Here is a 14,118-nt window from a genome sequence, read left to right as displayed (position 1 = left end):
CATGGATCTTGGACTGAAGGACCGGGTGTACATCGTCACCGGGGCCACCCGCGGCCTGGGCAACGCGGCCGCGCGGCAGCTCGTCGCGGACGGCGCGAAGGTGGTGATCACCGGCCGGGACGAGCAGCGGGCCGCGGCGGCCGCCGCCGAACTGGGCCCGAACGCGGTGGGCGTGGCCATGGACAACGCCGACGAGCAGGCGCCCGAGCGGCTGATCGAGACCGCCCGTGAGCGCTTCGGCGGCTTCCACGGAATGCTGGTGAGCGTGGGCGGCCCGCCGCCCGGCTTCGTCGCCGACAACACCGACGAGCAGTGGCGCGGGGCGTTCGAGTCCGTCTTCCTCGGCGCGGTGCGGCTCGCCCGCGCGGCGGCGGCCGAGCTGGAGGAGGGCGGTGTCATCGGCTTCGTGCTGTCCGGTTCGGTGCACGAGCCGATCCCGGCGCTGACGATCTCCAACGGCCTGCGCCCCGGGCTCGCCGGTTTCGCCAAGTCCCTCGCGGACGAGCTGGGTCCGCGCGGCATCCGGGTGCTGGGCCTGCTCCCGGCCCGTATCGACACGGACCGGGTGCGCGAGCTGGACTCCCTGTCCGCCGACCCCGAGGCCACCCGCGCCGCCAACGAGTCCCGCATCCCGCTGCGCCGCTACGGCGCCCCGGAGGAGTTCGGCAGGGTCGCGGCCTTCCTGCTGTCCCCGGCGGCGTCCTATCTGACGGGGATCATGGTGCCGGTGGACGGCGGGATGCGGCGCGGATTCTGATCCCGAAGGCCCCTCCCGTCCGGCAACCGCTCAAGTGACCCGTTCCGGCCGGTGCTTGACCGCGCCGAGGCGGACCTCCGCCGGGAGGGAGGGCAGGCCCGCCGACTCGCGGGCGTGGGCCAGGGGCCCGGTGGTGAATTCGGCCAGCGCGGTCGACGGGTCCACCTCGGGGGCCAGCCGCAGCAGGGCCCGCGCCCTGGGCTTCTTGCGCCGGCCCCGCAACCGCACCTGGGCATGGGCCACTCCGGATCCCATGGCGGCCTCCTCGGCCAGGGCGCTCTCCAGTGCCCTGGCCCGCAGCACGGCGGCGCCGTCGCCGGTGTCCACCCGGATCTCGGCGAGGCGGTGCCGGCGCAGGAGCGCGGTCAGCCACCACAGGGCCCCCAGCACGAGGAGGGCCAGGGCGGCGATGAGCGCGGGCCACCACCAGTCGGCGGCCCGGTAGTGGGTGCGCTCGGCGTGGCTGAGCAGGACATCGTGCGGGCCGCCGTGGATCCACCAGGAGGGCGGCCGGACGCCGAGGCCGACGGCGAGCACCGAGCCGCCGAGGGCCAGCAGGATCAGTCCGGCCAGGGCGAGCAGGACGCGGTTGAGCCGCCCGGAGCGCATCGCCTTCACCCCTTTCGCGCGGCCCGGGTCACCCGCAGGGCGAGCCGGGGCGTATGGGTCAGGCCGAGGCCGTGCACCGCCTCGGTGAGGGTGGTGTCCAGGTCGGCGCGGACGTCGTCCAGTTCGCGGAAGTGCGAGCTGGCGCGGACGGCGGCCTTGCGGCGGCGCATCCGTACCCGTACGGACCGTACGCCGGACACTTCCATGGCGCGGTCGCGCAGCACCTGGGCCGCCGCGTCCCGCTTGAGCCCCGCGCGGACGTCCGGGTGCGGGCGGCGCATCGGCAGCAGGGAGCGGTGTCCCGGGGTGAGCGCGAGGGCGAGCAGCCACAGGCCGAGGGCCACCGCGAGGGCCGCGCCGGCCAGTACCCAGGTGTCGTCCAGGGGCCGTTCGGCCAGCTGGCGGGCCAGTGCCCGGCGCCAGCGCATCGCGGGCCGGTGGGCGCGGACCGCGACGATGTCGTAGAGCAGCAGGCCCGCGCCGGCCAGCACCAGCACGGCGACGATGCCCGCGGGGACGCGGCGGGGCGCCCAGAAGCGGCCGCTGCCGCCCGCGTCCGCGGGGGCGTCGGTGTTCTTGTCGAGGGTGACCTGGCTCATCGGGTCCTCCCGCCCGCGGCCGTCGGCGGGTGCAGCCGCTCGATGTGGACGGCGACCTCGGAGACCGTCAGGTTCACCAGCTCGCCCACCCGCTCGGTGACATGGCGGCGCACGGCGGCGCAGCGGGCGCCGATGTCGCAGGGGTAGCCGAGTTCGAGATCGACGCGGATCCGGGCGGTGTCGTGGTGGACGGCCACCGTGGCGTGCGGCGCCCCGGCGTCGGCGGGCGGCGGGCCCAGGGCCTCCCGGGCGGCCTGCGCGGCGACCTTCGCCACGACGCGGTCGGCGATCCGGGTGGCGCCCCGTTCCCCGGGCGGCACCCGGGCCGGTGGGTGTCGTACCGCCCCCGTCCCGGTGGTCACGGCGGTCACCGCCGCCGGTCGCGGCTGCGGAAGAAGTCACCGAGGTCCAGATCGCCCTCCGCGAACCGGCCGACCACGAACCCGACGGCGCCCAGCGCCGCCACCAGCAAAAACGCGCCGAACCCGCCGAAGTACCCGGCGAACCCCAGCGCCATTCCGGCGATCATGCCGATCATGGCCGTGCTCATGCAGCGCTCCTCAGCTCGTCGGGTGTACGGGGTCCGGCACGGGCCCGGTCACTGGATCCGGGGCTCCGGCTCGTCCTCCTCCTCGTCGGGCAGCTTGACGTCGCTGACCGCGATGTTGACCTCGACGACCTCCAGGCCGGTCATCCGCTCCACCGCGGCGACCACGTTCTCGCGCACGGCGCCGGCGACATCGCCGATGGAGACTCCGTAGTCCACCACGATCTCCAGGTCGAGGGCGGTCTGCACCTCCCCGACCTCGGCCTTCACCCCGCGGGTCACCGACTTGGAGCCGCCGGGCACCCGGTCGCGCACGGCGCCGAGGGTGCGGGCGAAGCCGCCGCCCATCGCGTGCACACCGATCACGTCCCGGGCGGCCAGCCCGGCGATCTTCTCCACCACGCCGTCGGCGATGGTGGTCCGTCCCCGGGTCGACGGATCGCCGCCGCCGCGCCGGACGGCCTTCCGGGTCGACGTGTGCGGCTCGCCGCCGCCTTCGGGGGTCGTCGTCATGTCGGTCATCGCCGTACGTCCCTTTCGGTCGTCGTCCTTGGACCACCGTAAGCAAGGTTGCGCGACCGCGCGCCGGGGATGCGGCAGGCTGGAGGAATGACGGACGCGTGGAGCCAGGTCGTAAGACATCACGTCGGGCTCGGCAGGATGCTGCCGTTGGGTGGGCCCGGGGACGGCGCGTGGATCGCGGAGGACGCGGCGGGCGCGGTCCTGCGCGGCGCGGCGGCGGACGGCCTGCCCGGGGTGCGCCTTGGCGCGCTGCGGATCGGGCTCGCCGACCCGCTGCGGGTGGCCGAGCCCGTCGTACCGGCCCCGCCGAGCGCGCTGCCGCCGGGTGCCCTGCGGGTGACGGCGGACTTCGCGGCGACCTCCGTGGAGCCGCTGCCGGGCACCGCGGCGCGGCTGCGGGAGCTGCTCGCGACGGCGGCGGCCGAGCGCCTCGGCCTGGTGGTGGCGGAGGTGGACCTGCGGATCACGGAGCTGCTGGAGCCGGACGGGCGGCTCGTGGAGGTACGGCCGCCGCGGCCACCGGAGGCCCGTGAGGCGACGGAACTGTCCGAGCTGCGCGCGGCCGAGGCGGCGCTCGCGGTGCCGGGGGTCGCCCGGCTGACCGGGCCGGGGCGGGCGGTCCGCGTCGAGGAGCGGACGGACGGCACGGCCGCCCTGGTGCACCGTCATGTGCGGGTGGACCTGGCGACCGACGCGACCCACCGGACCGTGGAGGTGGCCCGGCGGGTGCGCGCGGCCGTACGGGACGCGCTGGAGGACCGGCCGACGGTGGCCGTCCTGGTCACTTCGGTGGGCTGAGCCCTATTCGCCGATGCCGGCCAGATCGCGCAGCCGGCGTGCCTGAGCCCCGCGCTCGGCGGAGCGCTGTTCGTCGTACGAACGGCCGGCCGCACCGCTGAGCAGGGCCTTGGTCTCGACCACGGCGTCCCGCGGGGCGGCCACCAGCGCGGCGGTCAGATCGCGTACGGCGCCATCGAGTTCGTCCCCGGCGACGGCCAGGTTGGCCAGGCCCGAGGCCACCGACTCCTGCGCGCCGACGAACCGGCCGGTCACGCAGATCTCCAGCGCGCGGGCATACCCGACCAGGCCGACCAGCGGATGCGTGCCGGCCAGGTCGGGAACGATGCCGAGGCTGGTCTCGCGCATGGCGAACTGCACATCGTCGGCGACGATCCGCAGGTCGCAGGCGAGCGCCAGCTGGAATCCGGCACCGATGGCATGTCCTTGTACGGCGGCGACGGACACGATGTCATTGCGTCGCCACCAGGTGAACGCCTCCTGGAATTCGGCGATGGTCGCGTCGAGCCCGGCGTCGTCACGACGCGCGATATCGGTGAAGGTCGGCTCGCCCGGAATCCCCTCCGGAGTGAACATCTGGCGGTCCAGTCCGGCGGAGAAGGACTTGCCCTCGCCACGCAGCACCACGACTCGGACGGAGCCCGGCAGCAGCCGGCCGGCCTCGGCGAGCGCCCGCCACAGGGCGGGGCTCTGTGCGTTGCGCTTGGCCGGATTCGTCAGCGTCACCGTGGCGATCGCGTCGTCGACGGTGAGCCGTACGCCGTCCTTGTCGAGTACAGGAGCGAGGTCCTGGTCGGGCGTGGCCATGGGGCGCCTCCGATGGGTGCGGTCAGCGAAGCAGAGCTAAGTGACTGCACAGTAACCACCCGGCCGGTCGGATCGCCGACCGGGTGGCCACCATCGAAGCCGATGGGCCGCCCGGAGTCAGGACGATGCGGCCTTCTTGCCCCGGGTCGCTCCGCCACGCCCTCGCAGCGTGACGCCCGACTCGCTGAGCATCCGGTGTACGAAGCCATACGAGCGGCCGGTCTCTTCGGCCAGTGCCCGGATGCTCGCACCGGAGTCGTACTTCTTCTTCAGGTCTGCCGCGAGCTTGTCGCGCGCGGCGCCGGTCACCCGGCTGCCCTTCTTCAGAGTCTCGGCCACCCGTGCCTCCTCATGGGAAGTGCGCTCTGGTCTCCTCATGATCACCCCTCCGGGGCGTGATGGCCACCCATTCGGCAAGGTCGGTGAGACATCGTTGTGACGACAGGAGCGGATCCCCACAAGCGGAATGCCCAATTCCAGCCGTCGCCGTCGACAGGGCCGAACGGGTGGGTCCACGAAGTACCAGGTCAGAGACGCGCCACGGCCGACCCCTTGCTGGACAAGGGATCGGCCGGGAAATCGGTGTACGACACACCCTGGTATGAGGAGATCTCACACAGATGGTGGATCACGGCTCGGCCGAATGATCCATACTCAGCGGATCGGACTTTCGATCACGCCAGGGCGACGAGGTCCGCGTAGTCGGAGCCCCACAGGTCCTCGACGCCGTCGGGCAGCAGGATGATCCGCTCGGGCTGGAGCGCCTCCACGGCACCCTCGTCGTGGGTGACGAGGACGACGGCGCCCTTGTAGGTGCGCAGCGCGCCGAGGATCTCCTCGCGGCTGGCCGGGTCGAGGTTGTTGGTCGGCTCGTCCAGCAGCAGCACATTGGCGGAGGAGACCACCAGGGTCGCGAGCGCCAGCCGGGTCTTCTCGCCGCCGGACAGGACGCCCGCGGGCTTGTCCACGTCGTCGCCGGAGAACAGGAACGAGCCGAGCACCTTGCGGACCTCGACCAGGTCCATGTCCGGGGCGGCCGAGCGCATGTTCTCCAGGACGGTGCGCGTGGGGTCGAGGGTCTCGTGCTCCTGCGCGTAGTAGCCGAGCTTAAGGCCGTGACCGGGGACGACTCCGCCGGTGTCGGGCTTCTCGACGCCGCCGAGCAGCCGCAGCAGGGTCGTCTTGCCCGCGCCGTTCAGGCCGAGGATGACGACCCGGGAGCCCTTGTCGATCGCGAGGTCGACGTCGGTGAAGATCTCCAGCGAGCCGTACGACTTCGACAGGCCCTCGGCCATCAGCGGGGTCTTGCCGCAGGGGGCGGGCTCGGGGAAGCGGAGCTTGGCGACCTTGTCGGACTGGCGGACCGCGTCCAGACCGGAGAGCAGCTTGTCGGCGCGGCGGGCCATGTTCTGCGCGGCGACCGTCTTGGTGGCCTTGGCGCGCATCTTGTCGGCCTGCGCGTTCAGGGCGGCGGCCTTCTTCTCGGCGTTGGCCCGCTCGCGCTTGCGGCGCTTCTCGTCGGCCTCGCGCTGCTGCTGGTAGAGCTTCCAGCCCATGTTGTAGACGTCGATGTTCGAGCGGTTGGCGTCCAGGTAGAACACCTTGTTGACGACCGTCTCGACCAGGTCGACGTCGTGGGAGATCACGATGAAGCCGCCGCGGTAGGTCTTCAGGTAGTCCCGCAGCCAGATGATCGAGTCGGCGTCGAGGTGGTTGGTCGGCTCGTCCAGGAGCAGGGTGTCCGCGTCCGAGAACAGGATCCGGGCCAGCTCGATACGGCGGCGCTGACCACCGGAGAGGGTGTGCAGCGGCTGGCCGAGCACCCGGTCGGGCAGGTTCAGCGCGGCGGCGATGGTGGCGGCCTCGGCCTCGGCGGCGTACCCGCCCTTGGTGAGGAACTCGGTCTCCTGGCGCTCGTACTGCTTCATCGCCTTGTCGCGGGTGGAGCCCTTGCCGTTGGCGATCCGCTCCTCGTTCTCGCGCATCTTGCGCAGCAGCACGTCCAGGCCGCGCGCGGACAGGACGCGGTCGCGAGCGAGGACGTCCAGGTCGCCGGTGCGGGGGTCCTGGGGGAGGTAGCCGACCTCGCCGGAGCGGGTGATGGTGCCGGCCGCGGGGATGCCCTCGCCGGCCAGGCACTTGGTGAGGGTGGTCTTGCCTGCGCCATTGCGGCCGACGAGGCCGATGCGGTCACCCTTGGCCACCCGGAAGGTGGCGTTCTCGATGAGGATGCGGGCGCCGGCGCGCAGCTCGATTCCGGTGGCGGAGATCACGGACAGACTCCTGGGCGTACAGAGGTTGGCGGGTGGGCGGCTGAGGACGTTCCCGCCGTCTAATGCGCGAGGAGAATGGCCATGGGAACAAGTCTAACGGGGCCGTGCAAGCCGTTTTCCCGCGTCCGCGCCCCCGGGCCGCATCCCCGGGCGGCGGACCGGGGAGAACTTCCCGGGAGCCCCGGGAGGAGTGATCCGCATGGCATCGATGGGTGGAGGGCGGCCGGGCATCTGTCCGACGCTGCTGTACACGGACGCGAAGGCGGCGATCCGGCAGCTCACACAGGGCCTCGGCTTCACCGAGCTGACCGTGTACGAGGCGGCCGACGGCAAGGTGCTGCACGCCGAGCTGGTGCAGGGCAACGGCGCGGTGATGATCGCGTCCAAGGGCCGCGGCGGGCCCTTCGAGACGGCGATGGGGCACGCGGGGCCCGCCGGGATCTACGTCGTGGTGGACGACGTGGACGTCCACCACCGGCGGGCCGCGGCGTACGGCGTGGAGATCCTCATGCCCCCGACGGACCAGGACTACGGCTCGCGGGACTATCTGGCCCGGGACGTCGAGGGCAACGTCTGGAGCTTCGGGACGTACGCGCCGGAGATCGGCGTCTGAGCCGTCCCCGGCGGGTGCGGCACCGTGCCACCCGCCGGTGTACGGCCTCAGCCGCCGGTGTGCACCTGGAACGCGGCCCGGCGCACGGCCTTGGCGAGGGCCGGGTCGGGGTGGGCGGCGGCGAGGGCGACCAGGACCTGCACGGTGCGCGGGTGGCCGACGGCGCGGACCTCGTCGAGCAGCCGGGGCACGGTGGGCTGCACCGCGGACTCCAGGTGCCGTACCAGCATCGGCGCCTCGCCGTGGTCGGCGACGGCCGCGGCGGTGTCCACCCAGAGCCAGGTGGCCTCCTCGCGGGTGAGCACCTCGTGGGCGTCCTCCGGGTCGAGACCGTCGTGCTCGGCCAGCCACAGCAGGGCGTACGGCCGCAGCGTCGGCTCGTCCACCACCGCCCGTACGTCGGGCTCGGCCGGGGCGCCGACCACGCGCAGCGCCTCGAAGGCCAGCCCGCGCAGCAGGGCGTCCTCGCCGCGGGCCGCGTCGAGCAGCTCGCTGACGGCGCCCCCGACGGTGCGGGCGGCGAGCCAGGCGCGGTACTCGGCGCGGGCCGCGTTGGGGCGCAGCTGGGCGCAGCCGCGCAGCATGTCCTCGGCGGACTGCTCGATGTTGCCCGCGGGGCTCTGCGCGGCCACGCAGATCTGCTCCAGCTTGACCCACACCGCCCAGCTGCCCAGCGGGGTGAGGGTGGCCTGGCCGGCGCCGCAGGTGAGGGCACCGACGGAGGCGAGGGCCGCCAGCGCCCAGTCCAGGAGCGGTGCGAGGGAGGCGGGCGGGGCGTCCGGGGTCCCGGCGGGCTCGGCGGCGGCCTCGACGGGGGGCCGGCTGCCGGGCTCGTAGGAGACCTCGCAGCGTTCGGTGCGCAGCTCGGTGACCCGCTGCTGCAGCAGGTCGAGCAGTTGTTCGACCGGGACGGGTCCGGCGGACAGCTGGAGGAAGGAGAGCACCTGCGGCATGGCGGAGACGGCCTCCGCGACGGCGGCCGGCTCATGTGCCTCGGGTTCGGGCAGGGCGAGCGACCAGGCGTCGAAGAGGGCGACCCAGCCGCGCAGCACGGCGCTGTCGTCCCGGTCCCAGGCGCGCAGCCGCCAGCCGGGGCGCGCGCTGTCGCCGTGCACCTCGACCAGTCCGGCCAGGCGTGCGGTGTCCCAGTCGGCGCGGATCTGTTCGGTGGTGAGCCCGAGGTCGGCGGCCGCGCGGTCGGCGGTGGCGGCGGAGAGGGTGGCCTTGCCGTCGGCGGTGGCGGCGTCACGGCCGGGGCCCAGGGCGTTGTCCGCCCAGCGGGCGACGCGGACCGCGCCGGCCAGCCCGGTGCGGGCCATTTTGGCCAGCTCGGCGGGCGCGGGGGTGCCCTCCGGCGGCCGGGGTGCGGGGCGGCGCGGGCGCCGCTGGTTCACAGCTGCGGGGGCGGCGGCCAGGGGTCGAGGTCGGACGAGTCGGAGCCTGGAGTCGCGCGGGATACGGGACGTCACAGGGGCAGTCTTCCGGTTGACGGTCCGAAAACCCAAACGGAATGTCACGGCGGGCGACAGGGCTGGCCAACGCACCGGGTTCCGCACGGGGTCGGCAGGCATGTTTCGGCCAACCGCACGGTCACAACCGGAACGGGCCCGGCCGGTCCCGGCGCGCCCGGTGCGCCCCGGCGTACGCCGTCACATCAGCGGGGTCAGGAAGCGCCGCAACCGCTCCTCGTACGCCGGTGGGTCCGGGTTCCACATCGCCGCGTGCGGGGCGTTCGGCACGGTGTGCAGGGCGACGCGGTCGGGGCGGCGGGCGGCGAGCAGCCGGGAGAACTCCCAGGGGGCGACCCGGTCGCCGGGGCCGTGGATGATCAGGGTGGGAACGGCGAGCCGCTCGGGGTCGGTGATCTCGGCGACCCGGTCGGCGTGCAGCCCGGCGCGGCCCTGGGCGGCGCGGACCGCGAGCGGCAGCAGCGGGGCGGGGGTGTGCCGGGCACGGGCGAGGGCGCGCAGCGTGGCCTCCCAGCTGAGCACCGGCGAGTCGAGGATCAGCCCGGCGATGTGCTCGCGCACGGCGGAGTGCTCGGCGGCGCGCAGCGCCATGGTGGCGCCGGTGGACCAGCCGAGCAGGACGACGCGGCGGGCGCCGTAGCGCACGGCGTAGCGGATCGCCGCGTCCACGTCGCGCCACTCGGTCTCGCCGAGGTGGTTCAGGCCGTCCGCGGGGCGGGGTGCGCCGAGGTCGCCGCGGTAGGCGAGGGCCAGAACCGGAAGCCTGCGGGCGCGCAGGAAACCCATCACGTTCATGGCGTGCTCGCGGGTGGCGCCCAGGCCGTGCACGGCGATCACCCAGGTGTCCCGGTCGCCGGGCAGGAACCAGGCGGGCAGCGCGCCGAGTTCGCCGGGCACGTCCACGTCGGCGTGGTCGAGGCCGAGCGCGGTGCGCGGGTTGCCGACGTGCACATTGGGGGTGAGCCAGACGGAGTCGCCGGGCGCGAGGGTGCCGTGCGTCACGCCGTCCAGGCGGCGTACGACAGTGTCGGCGGTGTGCGGCGCGGTCTCCAGGACGGGCCCCACGACCGCGTGCGAGCCGTCGCCCGCGAGGCCGTAGGTACCGGGGCGCAGCGAGGCCAGGTCCCGGGTGAGCGTGATCTGGCCGGCCGCGGTGCCGTGCACGGTGAGCCGGGGCTCGGTGGGCAGCGGCCGGCCGCCGGTCGCCTTCAGCGCGACATCACTGGCGAGCCGCCCGGCGGCCACGGATGCCAGACCGGCGGCCACGACGGCGGTGACCGCGGCGGCGGTCGCTTTGAGGGGGTGCACGGCACCAGTGTCACGGGGGGTGCGGTGCCCGGCCAGTGGAGAGGCGGGATGGAGTGAAGGAGGAAGATATCGGGACGAAAGGCGCAGAGTCGACGTCAGGTCATGGATAGAGGAGCTGGTCGGGGAGCTTGTCGAGGAGTCGATCGGGAAGCTGCGGGACACGGGTCACCTCCGTTGGCCGTATCCCTTCAGGCGTTCCCCGACTTCGGCGAGTTGTGCCTCCGTCAGCAGAGACGGGGTCAGACCCGGGACCGAGGAGGCGGTCAGCCAGAGCCGGCACATCCACTCCAGCTGGGCGGTGCGGTCGTACGCCTGGTCGAGGGTGGCGCCGTACGTGAGGGTGCCGTGGTTCTGCAGCAGGCACCCGGAGCGGTCGGCGAGGGCCCGGAGCATGTGCTCGGCCAGTTCGTCGGTGCCGTAGGCGGCGTACGGCGCGACCCGCACCGGTCCGCCGAGGGCGGCGGCCATGTAGTGGACCAGCGGCAGCTCGGGCACCAGCGTGGAGACCGCGGTGGCGTGCACGGCGTGGGTGTGGACGATCGCGCGGGCGTCGGTGGTGCGGTAGACGGCGAGATGCATGGGCAGCTCGCTGGTCGGCACCAGCGTCCCGAGCACCTGACGGCCGGTGAGGTCCACTGCGGTGATGTCGTCCGGGGTGAGCCGGTCGTAGGGCACACCCGACGGGGTGACCAGCACCACGTCCCCGACGCGCGCGGAGACATTGCCGGAGGTGCCGACGACCAGCCCGTCGGCGACGCTCCGCCGTGCCGTCGCCACCACCGCCGCCCAGGACCGAGCCGCTTCCTCGCGCACTTCTCCGCCCGTCTCCCGCAGCTTGGAGGTCATGCCCGCGATCCTGCCAGCCGCTTGTACACCAGGTGGCCGGTCGCCGCACTTCCGTCCGAACTTCCGCACCACCAAAAGGGTGTATATCCGGCCAAACGCTAAAAATCTCCACTGATTCGATGATCACCGGCCCTTGAATGAGCCCTCCTTGCCCTCCGGGCGACCTGGTCGTCCGTCACCCCCGGGGAGCCGGCCCATGGCCCGTGACCGCACCCACCTCCGCCGCCGCGCCGGTGCCCTCGCGGCGACCACCGCGGCCCTCGCCCTCACCTGCGCCGCCACCGCCGCGGCCGGCCCCCCGGACCGGATCGCGAGCCGGCCCAAGGGGCACGACGTGTCGTCCCACCAGAAGAAGGTGGACTGGCCGGCCGCACAGGCCCGCGGGGCGCACTTCACCTACGTCAAGGCGACCGAGTCCACGAGCTACCACAACCCCTATTTCCGTCAGCAGTACGACGGCGCCCGCGACGCGGGACTGATCCGCGGCGCCTACCACTTCGCGCTGCCGGACGAGTCCTCCGGCGCCGCGCAGGCCCGCTACTTCGTGGCGCACGGCGGGGGCTGGCGGGCCGACGGCTGGACGCTGCCGCCCGCGCTGGACATCGAGTACAACCCGTACAGCGCGAAGCACCCCTGCTACCGGCTGGGCTGGAAGCGCATGAAGTCGTGGATCTGGTCGTTCAGCGACGAGATGGCCCGCGAGATTGGCCGCCGTCCCGTGATCTACACCACGGCCCAGTGGTGGAAGCAGTGCACCGGCGACAGCCACGCCTTCGCCTCCCGCCACCCCCTGTGGGTCGCCCGCCACGGCACCTCGGAACCGGGCAGGCTGCCCGGCGGCTGGCAGTACTGGACCTTCTGGCAGTACGCCACCGCGGGCCGGCTGCCGGGTGACCAGAATCTCTTCAACGGCACCTCCAGCAGGCTGCGGACCTTCGCGGCGGGCTGGTGACCCAAGGGGCGTATGGGCACGTCCGGTTCGGGAAGCGGAAGCGGAGGCTCACTCCCCCGATGCGGACACCCCTGTGCCCGCCCCAGTTCATCTTCCGTTCACCCAGGTTGCCTACGTTCATCCGGACAACGACCTCGAATGATTGTCTGGGTAAATGGAAAGCTTCTCGCTGATCCTCGCGATTGTGGTGGTTACCGCACTCGCGTTTGATTTCACGAACGGTTTCCACGACACCGCGAACGCGATGGCCACCACCATCTCCACCGGCGCGATGAAGCCGAAGCTCGCGGTAGCCATGTCCGCCACCCTCAACCTGGTGGGCGCCTTCCTCTCCGTGGAGGTCGCCAACACGATCTCCAAGGGACTCGTCGACGAGAGCGGCATCCGCCCCGAGGTCATCTTCGCCGCCCTGGTCGGCGCGATCCTCTGGAACCTGCTGACCTGGCTGGTGGGCCTGCCCTCCAGTTCCTCGCACGCCCTGATGGGCGGTCTGATCGGCGCCGCCGTCGCCTCCGCCGGATTCGGCGCCGTGCACGGCGGCGTCCTGGTCACCAAGGTGCTGCTGCCCGCGGTCGCCGCGCCGGTCGTGGCGGGTGTCGCCGCCCTGGTGGCCACCCGGCTCTCCTACAAGGCCGGCACCAAGGCCGAGGGCGAGGCCACCCGCAAGGGCTTCCGCGTCGGCCAGGTCGCCTCCGCCGCGCTGGTCTCCCTCGCGCACGGCACCAACGACGCGCAGAAGACGATGGGCATCATCACCCTCGCGCTGATCGCGGGCGGCGCCATCGCCCCCGGCTCCAACCCTCCCACCTGGGTGATCCTCTCCGCGGGCCTGGCCATCGCGCTCGGCACCTACATCGGCGGCTGGCGCATCATCCGCACCATGGGCACGGGCCTGACCGATCTGGAGCCCCGTCAGGGCTTCGCCGCGCAGACCAGTGCCGCGACCGCCATCCTGGCCTCCTCCCACCTCGGCTTCTCCCTCTCCACCACGCATGTCGTCTCCGGCGCGGTGATGGGTTCGGGCCTCGGCCGCAAGGGCGGTGTGGTCCGCTGGTCCACCGCGACCCGGATGACCGTCGCCTGGGTGCTCACCCTGCCGGCCGCCGCGCTGGTCGGCGCGGGCGCCGAGGCCGTCACCGAACTCGGTGACGGGGGCACCGCCGCCGTCGCCGTCTTCCTGATCGCCGCGAGCGCCTGGATCTACAAGCTGTCCCGGCGCGAGGTCATCGACCACACCAATGTGGTCGCCGACCCGGCCGCGGAGCCCTCCGGCGTGGTGACCACCGCCATCGCCGCGGTGAGCCCCCCGCCCACGGGCGCGATCACCGAGGACCTGACGGCCACCATCCCGGCCCCCGCGCAGGCTCCGGCCGCCGAGACGTCGGCCCCCGCCGCCTCGGCCCCGCCGGCCGCCACCGTCTGACCCCGAGCCCGTTCACCAAGGAAGCATTCCCATGAAGATCGACTGGGCGTCCATCGGCTCCGTCTTCGGCGTCAGCCTCGCGTTCACCGTGGGCCTGGTGGTCCTGTTCACCCTCGGCGTCAACGGCCTCGCCCGGCGCGAGAAGGCCGCGGCCGAGGGCGGCACCGCCACGCTCGCCGTCACCGGCGCCTACGTCTGCTTCGCGGCCTGCGCGGCGGCGGTGGCGTACGGCATCCTCCTGATCGTCTCCAAGTCCTGAGCCCGGGGCCCAGGCCCCGGCAGTTCCCGAAGGCTCCCCTGCGCCGCCCGCGGCAGGGGAGCCTCTCGCGTGCCCGGACCCCCCCCTGGTGCGGGAACACCCCTCGTGGTGTGGGAATCTGCACACTCCCGCAGGTCAACGGCAAGTTGACGGCCGTTCCGAGGGCGTGGTGGACTTCCCACGCCATCTACGGCAGCAGAAGAGGAAGCCGGTGCGAATCCGGCGCGGTCCCGCCACTGTCACCGGGGAAGAACCCCCGGGTAGCCAGGAACTCTCGCCGCCGGATCACGTCGAACCAGGGCGCGGACACCCTGAGTGAGGACACATCGCCATGCT

17 protein-coding genes and 1 riboswitch are annotated in these 14,118 nt (G+C 73.2%); of the genes, 6 read left to right on the top strand and 11 right to left on the bottom strand.

Translation table 11 applies throughout. The features are described 5' to 3' along the window. The first annotated feature begins 1 nt into the window (after position 1). A complete protein-coding gene (locus AB0N90_RS10270) occupies positions 2-757 on the top strand; it encodes an SDR family oxidoreductase (RefSeq protein ID WP_365194644.1) in 756 nt (251 codons plus the stop codon). 30 nt (positions 758-787) lie between these two features. On the opposite strand, the gene amaP is transcribed toward AB0N90_RS10270, so the two are convergent. The 5 genes from amaP to AB0N90_RS10245 are packed head-to-tail and all read right to left on the bottom strand — an operon-like array spanning position 788 to position 3,034. Further along, positions 788-1,366, bottom strand: a complete 579-nt coding sequence (gene amaP / locus AB0N90_RS10265; RefSeq protein WP_365194641.1) for an alkaline shock response membrane anchor protein AmaP — start codon at positions 1,364-1,366, stop codon at positions 788-790. A 5-nt stretch (positions 1,367-1,371) separates the two neighbouring features. Next, on the bottom strand, positions 1,372-1,965 hold the full coding sequence (locus AB0N90_RS10260; RefSeq protein WP_365194638.1) for a DUF6286 domain-containing protein: 594 nt from the start codon (positions 1,963-1,965) through the stop codon (positions 1,372-1,374). Next, positions 1,962-2,336 (bottom strand): Asp23/Gls24 family envelope stress response protein, encoded by a 375-nt coding sequence (locus tag AB0N90_RS10255; protein ID WP_085564109.1) that lies wholly within the window; start codon positions 2,334-2,336, stop codon positions 1,962-1,964. The genes AB0N90_RS10260 and AB0N90_RS10255 overlap by 4 nt, the downstream gene beginning before the upstream one ends. Beyond that, positions 2,333-2,515 (bottom strand): hypothetical protein, encoded by a 183-nt coding sequence (locus AB0N90_RS10250; RefSeq protein ID WP_037656643.1) that lies wholly within the window; start codon positions 2,513-2,515, stop codon positions 2,333-2,335. Before AB0N90_RS10250 ends, AB0N90_RS10255 begins: the two co-directional genes overlap by 4 nt. Positions 2,516-2,563: 48 nt before the next feature. Further along, a complete protein-coding gene (locus tag AB0N90_RS10245; RefSeq protein WP_037656645.1) occupies positions 2,564-3,034 on the bottom strand; it encodes an Asp23/Gls24 family envelope stress response protein in 471 nt (156 codons plus the stop codon). An 87-nt stretch (positions 3,035-3,121) separates the two neighbouring features. On the opposite strand from AB0N90_RS10245, the gene AB0N90_RS10240 reads away from it, so the two are divergent. Next, positions 3,122-3,832 (top strand): nucleopolyhedrovirus P10 family protein, encoded by a 711-nt coding sequence (locus tag AB0N90_RS10240; protein ID WP_365194635.1) that lies wholly within the window; start codon positions 3,122-3,124, stop codon positions 3,830-3,832. Between the two features lie 3 nt (positions 3,833-3,835). Here the strand turns inward: AB0N90_RS10240 and AB0N90_RS10235 are convergent, their stop codons facing one another. The 3 genes from AB0N90_RS10235 to AB0N90_RS10225 form a co-directional block, all read right to left on the bottom strand. Then, the gene (locus tag AB0N90_RS10235; protein WP_136101762.1) at positions 3,836-4,639 is read right to left on the bottom strand and encodes an enoyl-CoA hydratase/isomerase family protein; all 804 of its coding nucleotides are present in this window, start codon (positions 4,637-4,639) and stop codon (positions 3,836-3,838) included. A 117-nt stretch (positions 4,640-4,756) separates the two neighbouring features. Further along, entirely contained in the window at positions 4,757-4,978 is a 222-nt protein-coding gene (locus AB0N90_RS10230; RefSeq protein WP_004002281.1) for a helix-turn-helix domain-containing protein, read from the bottom strand. A gap of 335 nt (positions 4,979-5,313) precedes the next feature. Beyond that, the gene (locus tag AB0N90_RS10225; RefSeq protein ID WP_365194632.1) at positions 5,314-6,912 is read right to left on the bottom strand and encodes an ABC-F family ATP-binding cassette domain-containing protein; all 1,599 of its coding nucleotides are present in this window, start codon (positions 6,910-6,912) and stop codon (positions 5,314-5,316) included. 199 nt (positions 6,913-7,111) lie between these two features. Between AB0N90_RS10225 and AB0N90_RS10220 the strand changes: the two genes are divergently transcribed. Further along, positions 7,112-7,525 carry a VOC family protein gene (locus AB0N90_RS10220; protein WP_361670495.1) on the top strand — a complete coding sequence of 138 codons (414 nt, stop codon included), beginning with the start codon at positions 7,112-7,114 and terminating at the stop codon, positions 7,523-7,525. A 47-nt stretch (positions 7,526-7,572) separates the two neighbouring features. Here the strand turns inward: AB0N90_RS10220 and AB0N90_RS10215 are convergent, their stop codons facing one another. The 3 genes from AB0N90_RS10215 to AB0N90_RS10205 all read right to left on the bottom strand — a co-directional run bounded on the left by AB0N90_RS10215 (position 7,573) and on the right by AB0N90_RS10205 (position 11,148). Further along, on the bottom strand, positions 7,573-8,994 hold the full coding sequence (locus tag AB0N90_RS10215; protein ID WP_361670497.1) for a hypothetical protein: 1,422 nt from the start codon (positions 8,992-8,994) through the stop codon (positions 7,573-7,575). A gap of 180 nt (positions 8,995-9,174) precedes the next feature. Beyond that, a complete protein-coding gene (locus tag AB0N90_RS10210) occupies positions 9,175-10,302 on the bottom strand; it encodes an alpha/beta fold hydrolase (RefSeq protein ID WP_365194629.1) in 1,128 nt (375 codons plus the stop codon). 165 nt (positions 10,303-10,467) lie between these two features. After that, the gene (locus tag AB0N90_RS10205) at positions 10,468-11,148 is read right to left on the bottom strand and encodes a class II aldolase/adducin family protein (RefSeq protein ID WP_365194626.1); all 681 of its coding nucleotides are present in this window, start codon (positions 11,146-11,148) and stop codon (positions 10,468-10,470) included. A gap of 196 nt (positions 11,149-11,344) precedes the next feature. Here AB0N90_RS10205 and AB0N90_RS10200 point away from each other — a divergent pair, with 196 nt between their 5' ends. The 3 genes from AB0N90_RS10200 to AB0N90_RS10190 all read left to right on the top strand — a co-directional run bounded on the left by AB0N90_RS10200 (position 11,345) and on the right by AB0N90_RS10190 (position 13,782). Continuing rightward, a complete protein-coding gene (locus tag AB0N90_RS10200; RefSeq protein ID WP_365194625.1) occupies positions 11,345-12,100 on the top strand; it encodes a lysozyme in 756 nt (251 codons plus the stop codon). 154 nt (positions 12,101-12,254) lie between these two features. After that, a complete protein-coding gene (locus AB0N90_RS10195) occupies positions 12,255-13,523 on the top strand; it encodes an inorganic phosphate transporter (RefSeq protein WP_365194622.1) in 1,269 nt (422 codons plus the stop codon). Positions 13,524-13,554: 31 nt separating this feature from the next. After that, positions 13,555-13,782 carry a hypothetical protein gene (locus tag AB0N90_RS10190; RefSeq protein WP_128789479.1) on the top strand — a complete coding sequence of 76 codons (228 nt, stop codon included), beginning with the start codon at positions 13,555-13,557 and terminating at the stop codon, positions 13,780-13,782. Between the two features lie 153 nt (positions 13,783-13,935). After that, a riboswitch (cobalamin riboswitch) is annotated at positions 13,936-14,079 on the top strand. The last annotated feature ends 39 nt before the right edge of the window (positions 14,080-14,118 follow it).

It is taken from the genome of Streptomyces sp. NPDC093018 (genome assembly GCF_040684035.1).
GTDB classification, from domain to species: domain Bacteria; phylum Actinomycetota; class Actinomycetes; order Streptomycetales; family Streptomycetaceae; genus Streptomyces; species Streptomyces murinus.
This window is presented reverse-complemented; position numbering and strand designations above follow the sequence as displayed.